The organism is Clavibacter davisi (assembly GCF_052751415.1).
Window position 1 is genome coordinate 780,454 of record NZ_CP199882.1, and the last position, 14,802, is coordinate 795,255.

Below are 14,802 nucleotides of genomic sequence, written 5' to 3' on the forward strand. Positions count from 1 at the left end.
CGGTGGGCCGCGCCGACCGCGCGAGCCCTGCGGCGCGAGCCCTGCCGGGCGACACGGGCGTCAGCTCGCGGGTGCGTCGTCCGCGTCCCGTCGCGACCGCTCGCGCACCCGCTCGATGTGCGCGCGCATCGCGGCGGCCGCGGCCTCGGGGCCCTCGGCGACCGCGGCGATGATGGCCCGGTGCTCGTGCACGGCGTCGTCCGCGTCGTGCACGCCCGTGCGGAGGTTCTGGCGCATGCGGTGCACGCGCGTGGAGATGGCGTCGGACATGTCGAGGAGGAAGGGGTTGCCGGTGGCCTCGAAGATGCGGTGGTGGAAGTCCCAGTCCACGACGAAGTACTCGCGGATGAGGCCGACCGGCATGTCGGCGGCGTCGCCGGATGCGCGGATCCGCCGGGTCGTCTCCTCGTGCGCCGCGAGGGCCTCCTCGAGCGCGGGCACGAGGCGCGCGGGATCCGCGGACGCCAGCGCCGTCGCCCCGCCCTCGAGCACGACGCGCGCGTCGAACAGCGCCTCCAGCTGCTCGCCCGCGATGGGCGGCGCCACGCGGTAGCCCTTGTGCGCCTCGCGCGCCACGAGCCCGGTGCGCTCCAGCTGCACGAGCGCCTCGCGGACCGGAGTCGGCGAGACGTGCAGCTCGCGGGCGATCTGGTCGATGGCGAGGCGGGAGCCGGGCTCCATCTCGGAGCCGAGGAGCATGTCGAGCACGAGGTCGTAGACGCGGTCGCGGAGGCCGCGACGCGCGTGCATCGAGGAGGCGTCGAGCGGGAGGCCGGTGGTCACCAGGACAGTCTGCCGTCACCCGGGTCGTGGTCCGGCCGGGACGCGAGCGCGTGCACCTCGTCCAGCACGGCCGCGAGGCCCGCGGGATCGTGCGCGCGGCGTCCGAGGAACAGGCCGTCGACGTCCTCCGCGATGCGCGTGAGCAGTCCGGGCCCCGCGCTGCCGCCGTAGATGACGGCGGATCCGGGGTGCGCGTCGAGCTCGTCGACGCGCGCCCGCAGGCGGCGGCACACCGCCGTGATGTGCGCGTCGGACGCGGGCTCCTCGGCCCCGATCGCCCAGATCGGCTCGTACGCGACGACCACGCGCCCGCCGTGCACGCGCCCGCCGTGCCCGCGCCCGCCGTGCCCGCGCCCGCCGTGCCCGCGCTCCCGGGGCAGGGCGAGCGCGTCGTCGAGCTGCCGGCCGCACGCGGAGGCCGCGCGATCCGCGTCCCCGCGCTCCTCCTCGCCGACGCAGAGGATCGGCACGAGCCCGTTCCGGAGCGCCGCATCGGCCTTCCGCCGCACGACCTCGTCCGTCTCGCCGAACAGGCGCCGCCGCTCGGCGTGCCCCACCTCGACGAAGCGGCAGCCCGCCTCGGCGACCTGCCCGCCCGACACCTCACCCGTGAAGGCCCCGGAGTCCTCGGCGGCGAGGTCCTGCGCTCCCACCGCGGCGAGACCGTCGAGGATCCCGACCGCGGCCGGGACCGACAGGTGCGAGGGCAGCACCACGAGCTCCGCCTCGCCGCCCGCGGTCGCCGGGTGCGTCCGCGCGACGTCCGCGACGGCCCGGCACCACGCGACCGTCTCCGCGTGCCCGAGGTGCATCTTCAGGCTCACCCCGACGAACGTCGGCCGCCGGGCCGGATGCGCGGGCACGGCCCTACTTCGCCTCGTACGCGCGGATCTCGTCGACCTTGTCGTTCGACGCGCTCGTCGCATCGAACTCGTACGTCAGCCACTCGCGCACGTTCCGGCGCGCGAGCTCCAGCCCCACGACGCGCTGGCCCATGCAGAGCACCTGCGCGTCGTTGGAGAGCACGCTCCGCTCCACCGAGAAGCCGTCGTGGGCGGTGGCGGCGCGGACGCCGGCCACCTTGTTCGCCGCGATGGCCATGCCGAGGCCCGTGCCGCAGATGAGCACGGCCCGGTCGGCCTCGCCGCGCGCGACCATCTCCGCGGCCGTGGTCGCGACCGTCGGGTAGTTGGTGTGGCCGTCCGCGTCGACGCCCACGTCGACGACCGACACCACGAGGTCGCTCGCCTCGAGATCCGCCTTGATGGCCTCCTTGTGCTCGTAGCCCGCGTCGTCCGCGCCGACGACGATCCGCCATGTCCTGCTCATGCGCTCCTCCTCCTGATGGTCCTGCTGGTGCGTGTCGTGCTGGTCGTGCCCGTCGTGCGGGGGCCGGCGGCTGCCGGGTCCCGGGTCAGCCCTCGCCGAGGCTCCGGCCGACCGCGGCGGCGATCAGCGCGAGCGACACCGCTCCAGGGTCGGGGGTCCCGACCGAGCGATCGCCGTGCGACCGCGCGCGGCCGATGCCGGGCTTCAGGGCCGCCGTCGCGTCCGCCGCCTCCCGGGCCGCCGTGCTCGCGGCGGCCCAGGCGTCGCCGAGCCCGGCACCGGATCCGAGCCGGCCGGCGAGCACCTCGGCGAACGGCACGAGCGCGTCGACCATGGTCTTGTCGCCGACCGCCGCCTTGCCGTGGCCCATGACCGCGTCGCGTGCGGCGCCGATCCCGGCGCTCACCGCCTCCGCGGTCGCGGGGACGTCGCCGTCGTCGGCCAGCGCATCGCCGACCGCCCGGAGGATCAGCCCCCAGAGCGCGCCGGACGTGCCGCCGCCCTTGTCCGACCAGGCCTCGCCCGCGATCCGGACGACGGTGCGCGCGCCGGCGCCCGCCTCGACGGCCGCGGTCGCCCGGGCGGAGGCCGCGCGGGATCCGCGGAGCATGCCGATCCCGTGGTCGCCGTCGCCCGCGACCGCGTCGAGCCGGCCGAGCTCGTCGGCGTGCTCCTCCAGTGTGGCGCGGACGGCGTCGAGCGCGCAGGCGATCCGGCCCGCCGCCCGCCGCGAGGCCTCGGACGCCTCCGGGATCGCGTCCTCCGCCTCGTCGGCCTCGCGCGCGTCCACGGTCTCGAGCGCGGATCCGTCGAACGCGCCGCTGCGGAACGCCGGGGTGTCCGCGGGTGCGGTCCACAGCCGCTCGAGCTCCTCGTCGAGCCAGAACAGCGTGAGGGAGGCGCCGGCCATGTCGAAGCTGGTGCAGAACTCGCCGACCTGCGGATCCACGAGCACCACGCCCGCCTCCTCCAGCAGGTCCGCGACGCGGGTGTAGACGACGAACAGCTCCTCGGTCTTCACCGAGCCGAGGCCGTTGAGCACGGGCACGACGCGGGCGCCGCGCACCTCCACGCCGTCCGGGACCTCGGCCGCGGCGAGCAGGTGCTGCACGAACAGCTCGGCGAGGCCGTCGGCGGACGGGATGTCGGTCTCGTCGATGCCGGGCTCACCGTGGATCCCGAGCCCGATCGCCATGCGCCCCTCCGGCACCGAGAACAGCGGCTCGTCGGCGCCCGGCAACGTGCAGCCCGTGAAGGCGACGCCCATCGAGCGGGTGCGTGCGTTGGCGAGGCGGGCGACGCGCTCCGCGTCGTCGAGGTCGTAGCCCGCGGCGGCCGCCGCCCCGGCGGCCTTGAACACGGTGAGGTCGCCGGCGATGCCGCGGCGCTTGGCCTGCTCGTCGGGGGAGGCGCTGAAGATGTCGTCGGTGACCACGACGGTGCGGCAGTCGATCCCGTCGGCGCGGACGGTCTCCTGCGCGTCGTCGAAGTGCAGCACGTCGCCCGCGTAGTTGCCGTAGAGGAGGAGCGCGCCGCGGCCCTGCTCGCTGGAGCGGATCACCGACTCCACCTGGTGCGACGAGGGCGAGGCGAACAGGTTGCCCATCGCGGCGCCGTGCGCGAGGCCAGGTCCCACGAGTCCGCCGAACGCGGGGTAGTGGCCGGATCCGCCGCCGATGACGACGGCCACCTCGGCCTCGGGCGAGCGGGTCGAGCGCGAGACGCCGCCGTGCACGCGGCGCACCCAGCGGCCGTTGGCGCGGACGAAGCCGTCCGTCATGTCGTCCGCGAAGTCCGCGGGGTCGTTCCACAGTCGGGTCATCCGTGCAGTCCTCCTCGTCGAGCACGCGAACGTTCCGAGGAGATCCTATAGGATATTGGATCCGAGGTGGCGGGTCGGATCAGCCGTCCGTCGTGCTCGTCCGCAGCGCCTCGGCCGCCACCTCGCGCAGCCGCCGGGAGGTCTGCCGGGCCTCGCGGCGCAGCACCGCGAACGCCTCGTCGACCGAGATCCCCATCCGCTGCGCCACCGCGCCCTTCGCCTGCTCGATGACCACGCGGCTGTCGAGCGCGTGCTGCAGCTGGTCGCTGAGGAGCTGGCTGCGGTCGAGCGCGTGGTGCTGGAGCACGCTGAGGGTCGCGAGGTCGGCGAGCGTCTGCACGAGCGCCGCCTCCCGGTCGCTGAGCGCGCCGGGCTCGGTCGAGAAGAGGCAGAGCGATCCGAGGGTGCGGCCGCGCAGCCGCATCGGCGTCGCGTGCACGGCCCGGAACCCGCGCGCCTCGGCGATGCGGGAGAAGCGCGGCCAGTCCTCGAGCCGGTCGTCGAGGTCCGCCACCTCGATGGCCTCGCCGTCGCGCACGCAGTCGAGGCACGGGCCCTCGTCGGTGCCGAGCTGCGCCTCCTCCACGTCCGCCGCGCGCTCGCTCGTCGAGGCGACGACGTGCAGCCGCCCGGACGCGTCCGCGAGCACGATGCCGCCCTCCGCCGCCGAGGTGTGCCGCGTGCTGGCGGTCACGAGGTCCGCCAGCGCGTCGAGGATGTCGGACTCGGCGAGGCTGTCGGCCAGCGCGCTGAAGACGTCGTCGGGATCGCTCACCCCTTCCACGTTAGGCCGGGAACGCGGCGGTGGGGAGGGGCGGAGGCGTCAGGACGTCTCGTCGCAGGCGGCGAGGATCGCGCTCGGGCCGTCGGCCGCGCCCGCCTCGTCCCCCGCCTGCACGCGCGCCACGTCGAGGATCCGCACCGCCTCCGCCGCCGTGACGGTCCACGTGAGCGTCGCCGTCACGGTGGCCGTGTCCTCCTCGGACACGCCCGTGCCGGTGAAGTCGACGCGCACGTCGCGGGTCTCGCGGCTGAGCACGTGCGCCTCGGCGACGGCCTCCAGGATCCGGTCGTCGTCGTAGGGCAGGTTGGTGATGGCCATGGCGGCCCTTCCGATCGGGGTGCGGGTCTGCGGGACGCGGTGCGTCAGGGGGTGGTCGAGCTGTCCGGGGCGGCCGCGGGCTCGCGGACGAGGTGGAGGCCGGCGGACGTGTTGGCGGCGAGCATCATCGCCTCGACCCACACCATGTTGATGGAGGGCGCGCGTCCGCCGAGGTAGACGAACTCGAGCGGGATCTCGGGGGCGATCCAGATCGTGCGGCGTCCGTCGCCCTCGGAGGCGGGGTTCTTCCAGGAGAACGCGAACGCCTCCTTCCGCCGGAGCTTGTTGAGGATCACGATCTGCAGGTGGGCGAGCGCCCGGTCGTCCATCTCGGTGCGGGTGCCGGAGTCGTAGACGAGGTGGCCCATGCGCGGCTCTCTCTCGGGTGTGGAGCAGCGGGCCCGTCCCGCGTGCGCGCCGTCCGCGGCCGGGTCCTCCGGCGGGATGCCCTCGGACGCGGCGCGCGACGAGCTCGCGGGGAGCGGCTCGATGGCGTGGATCGAGCCTAATCACGCGGGCCCGCATCTCGCCGCGCGCGCGGCCGACTTCTTCACTTCCCGACCAGGCGTCGGCATTCGCCGGGCCGGCGGAGGTGAGCCCGGGACGACGCTGTGGTGGGGTCGTCCCGGGCTCGGCCCGCAGCGTCGTCCGGGTCCGCTGCGGGCGGGATCGCGCGACCGTCGGCCCTCGCGGGCGGTCTCGGTCGCGTCCTCCGATTCGGGTTCGTGCGGGTCCACGATCCTGGTGCCGACGGTAGCGGCAGGTCGCGTCGTCCTGCTCGCCCGGGCCTGACCCTTGACTCGCGGAAGCCGATTCTGCTACCGGACCCGACCCCGACCTCTGCCGCCGGGGCGACCGGCCGACGGGCCTAGCGGTCGACGAGCGTGATCTCGAACGAATAGAGGTCCGGCCGGTAGCAGTGCTGCCCGTGCTCGACCGCGCGGCCCGAGCTGTCGAACGCCGTGCGCGACATGGTGAGCACGGCGCCGCCCCGGGGCAGGTCGAGCAGGCGGCCCTCGGACGCGGTGGCCGCGCGGGCGCCGATGCGCTGCTTGGCTACCCGCATGATCACACCGCGGCCGCGCAGCAGCTGGTACAGCCCGCGGGTGGTGAGCTCCTCGGGATCCAGGTCGACGAAGGGCTCCGGGAGCACGTTGTCGAGGATCGCGAGCGGCACGCCGTCGGCCGTGCGGAGCCGCGTGAGGTGCAGCACGGGGCTGCCGACCTCGACGCCGAGCGACTCCGCGACGCGCTCGTCGGCCTCGCCGCGCGAGGAGGACAGCAGCTGCGTGGCCGGCTTCTGGCCCTGCCGCTCGAGGTCCTCGTGGAGGCTCGTCAGCTCGACGTTGCGGGTGACGCGGCCGTGCACGACCTGCGTGCCGATGCCGCGGCGGCGGACGAGCAGGCCCTTGTCGACGAGGTCCTGGATGGCCCGGCGGATGGTCGGCCGCGAGAGGCCGAGCCGGGCGCCGAGGGCGATCTCGTTCTCGAGCCGGGCTCCCGCGGGGAGCGTGCCGTCGTGGATCGCCGTCTCCAGCAGGTTGGCCACCTGGTAGTAGAGCGGCACGGGTCCGGAGCGGTCGAGCGCGAGGAACAGGTCGGGGGGCAGGATCTGCTCCGGTTGCGTCATCCGGATCGCTCCCTCGGTGTCAGGTCAACGCCTCATCCTGGCATGGGGCGGCTCACGCGCCCGCCGGGGTCCGACCCCCGTCCGGGTCGCCGTCGCGCGCCAGCTCGTGCGCCAGGGAGTCGAGCTCCGCCCCTCCGGCCATGAGGGTCGTGAGCTCCCCGAGCGTGATCTCGTCCTTCTCGAACGTGCCGAGGCTGGATCCGCGGTTGAGCAGCAGGAACCGGTCGCCCACCGGGAACGCGTGGTGCGGGTTGTGCGTGATGAAGACCACACCGAGCCCCTGGTCGCGCGAGCGGGCGATGTGGCGGAGCACGATGCCCGACTGCGTGACGCCGAGGGCCGCGGTCGGCTCGTCGAGGATCAGCACGCGGGCGCCGAAGTGCACGGCCCGGGCGATGGCGACGCACTGGCGCTCGCCGCCGGACAGCGTGCCGATGGGCTGGTCGACGTCGCGGAGGTCGATGCCCATCCGCGCGAGCTGCTCGCGGGTGATCGCCTTCATGGCCGCCACGTCGAGCCGGCGGAACGGCCCCCGCCCCGTGGTGATCTCGGAGCCGAGGAAGAAGTTCCGCCACACGGGCATGAGCGGCACGACCGCGAGGTCCTGGTGGACGGTCGCGATGCCGGCTTGCAGCGCCTGCCGCGGGGACGCGAGGACCACGGGCTCGCCGTCGAGCAGCATCGTGCCCGCGCTCGGCGCGTGCACGCCCGCGAGCACCTTGATGAAGGTCGACTTGCCGGCGCCGTTGTCGCCCAGCACGCACGTGACCCGGCCCGCGTCGACGACGGTCGAGACGCCCGTGAGCGCGGTGACGGCGCCGTACGACTTGCCGAGGTCGCGCACCTCGAGGATGGCCGTCACCGTCCGCCTCCCGCGCGGCGGCGCACCAGGTCGTTCAGGAGCACCGCGGCGAGCAGCATCCCGCCGAGGATCGTGCGCAGCCAGTTCGTGTCCCACTGGGCGAAGGTGATGCCCTGGAAGACCATGCCGTAGATGAGCGCGCCGAGCGCCGCGCCGATCGCCGAGCCGAACCCGCCCGTCAGCAGGCAGCCGCCCACGACCGCGCAGATGATGTAGATGAACTCCTGCCCGACGCCCGTGTTCGCCTGCACCGTGGAGGTGCGGAACAGCGAGATCATGCCGACGAGCCAGGCCGCGCCCGCGGTCCCCATGAAGAGGCCGATCTTGGTCTTGAACACCGGCACGCCCACCTGGCGGGCGGACTCCTTCGCGCCGCCGACCGCGAAGATCCAGTTGCCGGCGCGGGTGCGCAGCAGGATCCACGTGGCGACGGCCGCGACCAGGAGCCACCACAGCACCGAGACGTAGAAGTTGCCGCCGCCGATCTGGAGCGACGAGCCGAAGATCGGCTGGATCTGGTCGTAGGACGGCACCTTGGTCATGCCCTGGATCGCGACCTGGCCGGTGATGGCCTTGGTCACCGCGAGGTCGACGCCCGCGAGCGCGAAGAACGTGCCGAGCGTGACGATGAAGCTCGGCAGCCCCGTTTTCATCACGAGGAACCCGTTGAGCGCCCCGATCGCGAGGGCCGCCGCGAGCGAGACGACGACCGACACCCAGATGCTCAGGCCGTAGTGCGACGTGAGGATGCCGACCACGAGCGCCGAGAACCCCGTCATCACGCCGGCCGAGAGGTCGAACTCGCCGCCGATCATGAGCATCGCGACGGCGACCGCCATGATCCCGAAGGTCGACGCCGACTCGAGCCACACTCCCGCCCCGCCGAGGGTGAGGAACTGCGGCGTGGAGAGGGAGAAGAACACGAGCACGGCGAGGGCGGCGGCGAGGGCGCCGATCTCGGGCCGGGCGAGGATCTTCCGGATGGGCCCGTCGCCGAGGCGCGGCCTCGGGGCGGTCGGCGCGGTGTCCGTCGGGGTCAACGCGTGCTCCTTGGGTGAGGGGTGCGGTGCGGGGATGGGGGATCGGGGGTGCCGGGCCGGGCGGGCCCGGCCGGGCCGGTCAGCGGGTGCCGTCCTTCGCGAACTCGGCGACCTCGGCCGCGTCGTCCTTCGTCACGAACGCGGGCCCCGAGTACACGGGCTGGCCGCCGCCTAAGACGGTGCCGGTGGTGGCGTGGAGGTCGAGCGCCGTGATGCCCATGAACCCCTGCACGTAGGGCTGCTGGTCGACCGCGAAGAGGATCGAGCCGGACTCGACCGCGGCGACGACGTCCTCCGAGAGGTCGAAGGTGCCGATCCGCGCTCCGCTGCCGGACTCGTCCACGGCGCCGACCGCGTCCATCGCGTACTGGCCGCCGAGCGTGAGGACGCCGTCGATGGACGGATCCGCCTGCAGCTTCGACTTGATGGTCGCCTTCACGTCGGCGTCGTTCGTGCCGTCGACCTGGAGGTTCGCCATCCGCCCGGGGAAGGCGCTCGCCGCGGACGCGCAGCGCTCCTCGAGGCCCACGTTGCCGGCCTCCTGGATCACGCACAGCACGTTCCCGAGCCCGGCGTCGCCGAGCCGCTTCCCGACCGCCTCGCCCGCGACCGTCTCGCTCTGGCCGACGTGCACGAGGGCGCCGAACTCGGCCGAGCGCTCGATCCCGGAGTTGATCGTGACCACGGGGATGCCCGCGGCGACGGCCTTCTCGACGCTGTCCCTCAGGCCGTCGGGGTTCGCCATCGAGACGACGATGCCGTCCACCCGCTGCGCGACCGCGTTGTCGATGAGCTGGGACTGCTTGGCGGGATCCGGGTCGGCGCTGTAGGTGACCTTCGCGCCGTCGCCCGCGCCGGCCTTCTCCGCGCCCGCCTTGACGCGGTCCCAGAAGGCGTCGCCGGGACCCGAGTGCGTGACCACCGCGAAGGTGAGGTCCCCGCCGCCGCCGCTGCCGCCGCCCGCGGCGGGTGCGGGATCCTGGCCGGTGCCCGCGCACGAGGTGAGGAGGAGGCCCGCGGCGACCGCGAGGCCGAGGGGGGCGAGGAATCGGTTCTTCATCGAAGGCTCCTTGTCGAGCGGACGCCCGCGCGGGGTCCATGACGTCGTCGGCGGGCCGACTGGGCCGGCCCGACATGCCAGTCTGCCCTCTCGCCGGGCCGTGTCGGCGCGCGACGACGCCGCCCGTCCGCCGTCGGGGGCGGAGGGCGTCATCCGGCGGGGCGTCCCGCGGGGCGTCCGGCGTCAGAGCGAGACGGGCACCGCCACCCGCTCGACGGCCGAGCGCTGCGCGGCGTCCGCGAGCACGAGGGCCGCGCGGCCGTCCTCGAACGTCGGGCTGTCGGACTCCTCGCCGCGGGCCAGGCGGATGAAGGCGCGCAGCTCGGCGACGTACGCGGCGGCGTAGCGCTCGAGGAAGAAGTCCTGGTAGGGCGGCTTGCCCTCGACGCTCGTGGCGGTCGAGACGCTGACGAGGCTCGTGAGCGCGTTCGCCACCTGGAGGGATCCGCGCGAGCCGAACGCCTCGATCCGCTGGTCGTACCCGACCGCGCTGTGCCGCGAGTTCGTGATGACGACGAGCGCGCCGGTGGACGCCCGGAGCGTCACGACGGCCGTGTCGAAGTCGCCGTGCTCGCGCGCGCCGGGGTCGAAGGTCGTGGATCCGGTGGCCTGCACCTCCACGATGTCCGGCAGGAAGAAGCGCGCCATGTCGAGGTCGTGGATGGTCATGTCGCGGAAGATCCCGCCGGAGACGCCGACGTACGCGGCGGGCGGCGCGGACGGGTCGCGGCTCACGATCGACAGCTGCTCCAGCTCGCCGACCTCGCCGGCCGCCACGCGGGCGCGCGCCTCCGCGAAGGCCGGGTCGAACCGCCGGTTGAAGCCGAGCGCGACGGGCACGCCGGCGGAGCGCACGCGGGGGAGGAGCGCGTCCACCCGGGCGATGTCGAGGTCGATGGGCTTCTCGCAGAGCACGGGCAGGCCGTGGTCGATCGCCGCCGCGATGAGGTCGACGTGCGTGGGCGTGGGGGACGCGATGAGCACGGCGTCTATGCCGCCGGACGCCATCATCTCCGTCGCGTCCGCCGTCACCCGTCCGCCGAGCCGTGCGGAGAGGGCGTGCGCGCCGTCCACGAAGGGGTCGCAGATCCACGCGAGCTCGGCGTCCGGATCCGCGGCGATGTTCGCGGCGTGGACCTGGCCGATGCGGCCGGTGCCGATCAGGCCGAAGCGCAGGGGGGTCGTGGTCATGGCGGCATCCTCGTGTCTCTCAGGGGTCGTGCGCGCGGGGGCGCGTGCGGGGCGGATCGGGCGGCTCAGGCCCAGGCGCGGAGGGCCTCGCGGTTCACGCGCTGGTCCTCCGTGCGCTCGGCGCGGAAGGCGCGGATGTCGGCGTCGGGGGCGTTGAGCACGTCCTGCTCCACGACGATCCAGCCGTCGTAGCCCTGGGCCTCGATCGCGGTCAGGACGCTCGCGAGGTCGACGTCGCCGCGGCCGAACGCCGCGAACGCGCCGGAGGACCACACCTCCCGCATGCCGCCGCCGGCCGCGAGCACGCGCCGGAGCTCGGCGCCGTCGACGTCCTTGAGGTGCAGGTGCGTGATCCGCGACCCCCACCGCGCGACGGCCGCGACCGGGTCGCCGCCCGCGATGACGAGGTGCCCGGTGTCGAGCGTGAGGCCCACGTCCACGGCGTCGAGGAACCGGTCGACCTCCGCGGGCGACTCGACGAACGTGCCGGCGTGGTGGTGGAAGGTCGGCTCGAAGCCCGCGGCGCGCGTGATGTCCGCGGCGCGCGCGGTGTTGCGCACGAGCCGCGACCAGGCGGCGTCGTCGAGCGGGTCGGCCTCGTGGCCGCGGCCGGGAGCGGCGGCGCGCGCCGCGGATCCGCCGTCGGCGAGCGTCGGGAGCGGCAGGCGCGCGGGCCCCGCCTCGGCCGCCTCCTGGAAGACGCGGAGCGACGCGTGCAGATCGGGGAGGGAGGCCGCGAACGCGTCATCGTCGGAGAGGGGTAGCTGGATCCAGCCGCCCGCGAGCTCGAGGCCCGCTCCCGCGAGCCGGTCCCGGAGCTCCCGCCCGCGGCCGAGGTACCCGACGGGGCCGAGGTCGATGCCCGCGTACCCGGTCTCCGCGAGCGCCTCCACCATGTCGTCGGGCGTCACGACCTCGGCGCCCTCGGGCGTCAGCTCGAACACGCCGAAGCTCACGGGCGCGCCCGCGACGGTGGCCCTCACGCGGCGGATCCCAGGGGTCGGGTCGTGCGGGCCGCGGACGCGGCGGGGGTGGTGCGGGTCTGGACCATGCGGCGTCGCACTGCTCCTCGGGCCGTCGAGCGCGGATGTTTGTCCTGACGATAGTACGTGGTCCGGTGCCTCCGTCGTCGTCCGATCCGCGCCGCGCGCATGCCCCGCGGCCGGCGGCCGGGCGCCCTGCATGACGGGCGCATGACGACCCGGTGACGATCCGGCCGCGGCCTCCCGCCCGGCCCGCGGCCCGCCTACGCTCGCAGGAGGATCCCCCATGTGGGGGAACCGCGACGCCGAGGGGGACGACGCCATGACCTGCACCGAGACCGCACCCGCATCCGGATCCCCGGAGCGCCGATCGGGGCAAGCCCGCCGCATCGCCCGCCCGCTCGCCGTCGCGACCGCGCTGGCGCTCGGCCTCTCCGCGCTCGTCGCCGGTCCCGCCCAGGCCGCGACCGTCTCCATCGCCGACGTGCAGGGCACCGGCAGCGCGACCCCGTTCGCGGGCAAGGCCGTCACCGTCGAGGGCGTCGTCACGGCCGACTACCGCGGCGCGAGCGGCTACGCGGGGATCGTGATCCAGACCCGCGGCTCCGGCGGCCCGACCGACGCGACGCCCGGCGCCTCCGACGGCGTATTCGTCTACCTCGCGAGCGCCGACCCGGCCGTCGCGATCGGCGACCTCGTGCGCGTCACGGGCACCGCGTCCGAGCGCCAGGGACAGACCCAGATCGCCGCGACCGCGACCGACCTCGTCGAGGCCGCGGTCGGCGTCCCGGCCCCGACCGCGCTGCCCGACACGCTCCGCGGCGCCGACCGCGAGTCGCTCGAGAGCATGCTCGTGACCCCGACGGGCGACTACCGGGTCGGATCCGCGCATCAGCTCGACACCTACGGCACCCTCTGGCTGAGCGCCGGCGCCGACCTCCCCGTCAAGGCCACCGACGTCGTGCGCCCGGGCGCCGAGGCCGACCGGATCGCCGCCGACAACCGCGCGCGCCGCCTCCTGCTGGACGACGGCTACAACATCCAGCTCACGAACGCGGCCTACCCCGCGGGCGCGACGCAGCCCTACTACTCGGCCGATCGGGTCGTCCGCAACGGCGACGCGCCGGTCTTCCCGACCACGCCCTACGTGCTCGCCTACGGCTTCGACGACTGGCGCCTCCAGCCCACGACGCCCCTCACCTCGCTCGACGCGACCGGCCGCGTGCCCACCTTCACGAGCGCGAACCCGCGGCCCGCGTCCTCGCCCGAGGTGGGCGGCGACGTGCACATCGCCGGCTTCAACGTCCTCAACTACTTCACGACGCTCGGCGAGCGCGGCGCGAAGACGGCCGCGGAGTTCCAGCGGCAGCGGGCCAAGATCGTCACGGCCATCACGGGGCTCGACGCGCAGGTCGTGACCCTCATGGAGATCGAGAACTCGACCCGCTTCGGCGAGCCGGCCGACACCGCGACCGCCGACCTCGTGCGCGGCCTGAACGACGCGGCGGGGAAGCCGGTGTGGGACTACGTGCGCACCCCGGCCGCGTTGCAGTCGACGCCGACGGACGAGATCCAGAACGCGATCATCTACCGCACGGACGCCGTGACGCCGGTCGGCGCTGCGGCCACGCAGATCGACGAGTCGGTCTGGGGCAACGCCCGCGAGCCGATCGCGCAGTCGTTCCGCGGCGGCGACCAGACCTTCACGGTCGTCGCGAACCATCTCAAGTCGAAGTCGGGCTCGGGCACGCAGCCGGCCGACGGCCAGGGCTTCTTCAACGCCGACCGCGTCGCGCAGGCGAAGGCCGTGGCGCGCTTCGCGGGCGAGCTGCAGGCGTCGAGCGGATCCGACCTCGTCTACCTCCTCGGCGACTTCAACGCGTACTCGGAGGAGGACCCGATCCAGGTCCTCCGCGACGCGGGCTTCGTCGACCTGGTGCCCGCGAAGGCCCCGGGGGAGCGCACGTACTCGTTCGACGGCGAGGTCGGATCCCTCGACCACGTCCTCGCGACGCGCGCCGGCGCCGACCGCGTCACGGGCGTGGGCGTCTGGGACGTCAACGCGCCCGAGTGGGCCGCGCGCGAGTACGGCGGCGCCGCCACCGACGGATCCAGCGCCTTCCGCTCGAGCGACCACGACCCCGTGAAGGTCGGGCTCGACACCGTGCGCGACGCCGCGCACCTCGTCGGGTACGCCGACCGCCTGCTCGTGCGCGGCGGGCAGCCGGTGAGGTACGCGGTCAAGCTCGCCTCGGCGGCGACCGCGCCGACCGGCCGCGTGCAGATCCTCGACGGGGGCCGCGCCATCGCCTCCGTCGACCTGACCGCGGCCGACGCGGGCCGCGCGACCGTCACCCTGCCGCGCCTGTCCCGCGGCATCCACCTGCTCACCGCCGCCTACGCGGGCGACTCCGCGGCGCGCGGCGCGAGCACGCTCTGGCCGTCGATCGTCCTCGTCTGGTAGACCGTCCGCCGACGGGACCCGCGTGGAATGCCCGCGGGTCCCGCCCGGTTGGACCCCCTGACCGCACGAGCGACACGAGAAGAGGACGCACCATGGCCACCACCGAGCTCACACAGGAGAACTTCGAGAGCATCGTCGACTCCAACGGCATCGTCGTCGTCGACTTCTGGGCCGACTGGTGCGGCCCCTGCAAGCAGTTCGCCCCCGTCTTCGACAAGTCGAGCGAGAAGCACGCCGACATCGTCCACGGCAAGGTCGACACCGAGGCGCAGCAGTTCCTCGCGCAGCAGGCGAACATCTCCGCCATCCCCACGCTCATGATCTTCAAGGACCAGACCCTCATCTTCAGCCAGGCCGGCGCGCTGCCCGCCCCGGCGCTCGAGTCCCTCATCGAGGAGGTGCGCGCCGTCGACGTGGCCGCCCTCAAGGAGCAGGCCGCCGCCGAGGCCGCGCAGGCGACGCCCGGCGCGAGCGCGGACCCCACCGCCATCTGATCCCGCCCGATCCGCTCCGACGGCCCCTCCCCACCCGGGAGG

General features: G+C 74.4%; 15 protein-coding genes. 2 read left to right on the plus strand and 13 right to left on the minus strand.

From position 1 onward, the window contains the following. Window positions 1–60: 60 nt before the first annotated feature. The 13 genes from ACU4ZT_RS03885 to ACU4ZT_RS03945 all read right to left on the minus strand — a co-directional run bounded on the left by ACU4ZT_RS03885 (window position 61) and on the right by ACU4ZT_RS03945 (window position 11,802). Window positions 61–783 (minus strand): GntR family transcriptional regulator, encoded by a 723-nt coding sequence (locus ACU4ZT_RS03885; protein ID WP_254654412.1) that lies wholly within the window; start codon window positions 781–783, stop codon window positions 61–63. Then, window positions 780–1,607, minus strand: a complete 828-nt coding sequence (locus tag ACU4ZT_RS03890; RefSeq protein ID WP_445337992.1) for a triose-phosphate isomerase family protein — start codon at window positions 1,605–1,607, stop codon at window positions 780–782. The genes ACU4ZT_RS03885 and ACU4ZT_RS03890 overlap by 4 nt, the downstream gene beginning before the upstream one ends. Before the next feature lie 43 nt (window positions 1,608–1,650). Beyond that, a complete protein-coding gene (locus ACU4ZT_RS03895) occupies window positions 1,651–2,112 on the minus strand; it encodes a ribose-5-phosphate isomerase (protein ID WP_063070215.1) in 462 nt (153 codons plus the stop codon). Window positions 2,113–2,197: 85 nt separating this feature from the next. Continuing rightward, window positions 2,198–3,934, minus strand: a complete 1,737-nt coding sequence (locus ACU4ZT_RS03900; RefSeq protein ID WP_445337994.1) for a dihydroxyacetone kinase family protein — start codon at window positions 3,932–3,934, stop codon at window positions 2,198–2,200. A gap of 79 nt (window positions 3,935–4,013) precedes the next feature. Continuing rightward, window positions 4,014–4,709 (minus strand): GAF and ANTAR domain-containing protein, encoded by a 696-nt coding sequence (locus ACU4ZT_RS03905; RefSeq protein ID WP_063070217.1) that lies wholly within the window; start codon window positions 4,707–4,709, stop codon window positions 4,014–4,016. Window positions 4,710–4,757: 48 nt separating this feature from the next. Beyond that, complete coding sequence (locus ACU4ZT_RS03910) at window positions 4,758–5,036, minus strand: hypothetical protein (protein WP_254654414.1); 279 nt, start codon at window positions 5,034–5,036, stop codon at window positions 4,758–4,760. 44 nt (window positions 5,037–5,080) lie between these two features. Beyond that, window positions 5,081–5,404 carry a DUF7882 family protein gene (locus ACU4ZT_RS03915; RefSeq protein ID WP_414763800.1) on the minus strand — a complete coding sequence of 108 codons (324 nt, stop codon included), beginning with the start codon at window positions 5,402–5,404 and terminating at the stop codon, window positions 5,081–5,083. 500 nt (window positions 5,405–5,904) lie between these two features. Next, window positions 5,905–6,666 (minus strand): GntR family transcriptional regulator, encoded by a 762-nt coding sequence (locus ACU4ZT_RS03920; protein ID WP_445337997.1) that lies wholly within the window; start codon window positions 6,664–6,666, stop codon window positions 5,905–5,907. Between the two features lie 52 nt (window positions 6,667–6,718). After that, window positions 6,719–7,528: an ATP-binding cassette domain-containing protein gene (locus ACU4ZT_RS03925; protein ID WP_445337999.1), complete on the minus strand. Its 810-nt coding sequence runs from the start codon at window positions 7,526–7,528 to the stop codon at window positions 6,719–6,721. Beyond that, window positions 7,525–8,568 carry an ABC transporter permease gene (locus ACU4ZT_RS03930; protein ID WP_445338001.1) on the minus strand — a complete coding sequence of 348 codons (1,044 nt, stop codon included), beginning with the start codon at window positions 8,566–8,568 and terminating at the stop codon, window positions 7,525–7,527. Before ACU4ZT_RS03930 ends, ACU4ZT_RS03925 begins: the two co-directional genes overlap by 4 nt. A gap of 79 nt (window positions 8,569–8,647) precedes the next feature. Beyond that, window positions 8,648–9,628, minus strand: coding sequence for a sugar ABC transporter substrate-binding protein (locus tag ACU4ZT_RS03935; protein WP_063070222.1), 981 nt, complete (start codon window positions 9,626–9,628; stop codon window positions 8,648–8,650). Between the two features lie 183 nt (window positions 9,629–9,811). Continuing rightward, window positions 9,812–10,819, minus strand: a complete 1,008-nt coding sequence (gene iolG, locus ACU4ZT_RS03940; RefSeq protein ID WP_063070223.1) for an inositol 2-dehydrogenase — start codon at window positions 10,817–10,819, stop codon at window positions 9,812–9,814. A gap of 65 nt (window positions 10,820–10,884) precedes the next feature. Then, the gene (locus ACU4ZT_RS03945) at window positions 10,885–11,802 is read right to left on the minus strand and encodes a sugar phosphate isomerase/epimerase family protein (RefSeq protein WP_445338003.1); all 918 of its coding nucleotides are present in this window, start codon (window positions 11,800–11,802) and stop codon (window positions 10,885–10,887) included. Between the two features lie 286 nt (window positions 11,803–12,088). Between ACU4ZT_RS03945 and ACU4ZT_RS03950 the strand changes: the two genes are divergently transcribed. Continuing rightward, the gene (locus ACU4ZT_RS03950) at window positions 12,089–14,266 is read left to right on the plus strand and encodes an ExeM/NucH family extracellular endonuclease (protein WP_445338005.1); all 2,178 of its coding nucleotides are present in this window, start codon (window positions 12,089–12,091) and stop codon (window positions 14,264–14,266) included. Between the two features lie 92 nt (window positions 14,267–14,358). Next, entirely contained in the window at window positions 14,359–14,760 is a 402-nt protein-coding gene (gene trxA / locus ACU4ZT_RS03955) for a thioredoxin (RefSeq protein WP_191148364.1), read from the plus strand. Window positions 14,761–14,802: the final 42 nt, after the last annotated feature.

Bases quoted from the DNA above. Each gene is read 5' to 3' on its own strand.
- iolG (WP_063070223.1), bottom strand. From the start codon at position 10,819: ATGACCACGACCCCCCTGCGCTTCGGCCTGATCGGCACCGGCCGCATC.
- ACU4ZT_RS03920 (WP_445337997.1), bottom strand. From the start codon at position 6,666: ATGACGCAACCGGAGCAGATCCTGCCCCCCGACCTGTTCCTCGCGCTC.
- ACU4ZT_RS03915 (WP_414763800.1), bottom strand. From the start codon at position 5,404: ATGGGCCACCTCGTCTACGACTCCGGCACCCGCACCGAGATGGACGAC.
- trxA (WP_191148364.1), top strand. From the start codon at position 14,359: ATGGCCACCACCGAGCTCACACAGGAGAACTTCGAGAGCATCGTCGAC.
- ACU4ZT_RS03935 (WP_063070222.1), bottom strand. From the start codon at position 9,628: ATGAAGAACCGATTCCTCGCCCCCCTCGGCCTCGCGGTCGCCGCGGGC.
- ACU4ZT_RS03900 (WP_445337994.1), bottom strand. From the start codon at position 3,934: ATGACCCGACTGTGGAACGACCCCGCGGACTTCGCGGACGACATGACG.
- ACU4ZT_RS03895 (WP_063070215.1), bottom strand. From the start codon at position 2,112: ATGAGCAGGACATGGCGGATCGTCGTCGGCGCGGACGACGCGGGCTAC.
- ACU4ZT_RS03950 (WP_445338005.1), top strand. From the start codon at position 12,089: ATGTGGGGGAACCGCGACGCCGAGGGGGACGACGCCATGACCTGCACC.
- ACU4ZT_RS03910 (WP_254654414.1), bottom strand. From the start codon at position 5,036: ATGGCCATCACCAACCTGCCCTACGACGACGACCGGATCCTGGAGGCC.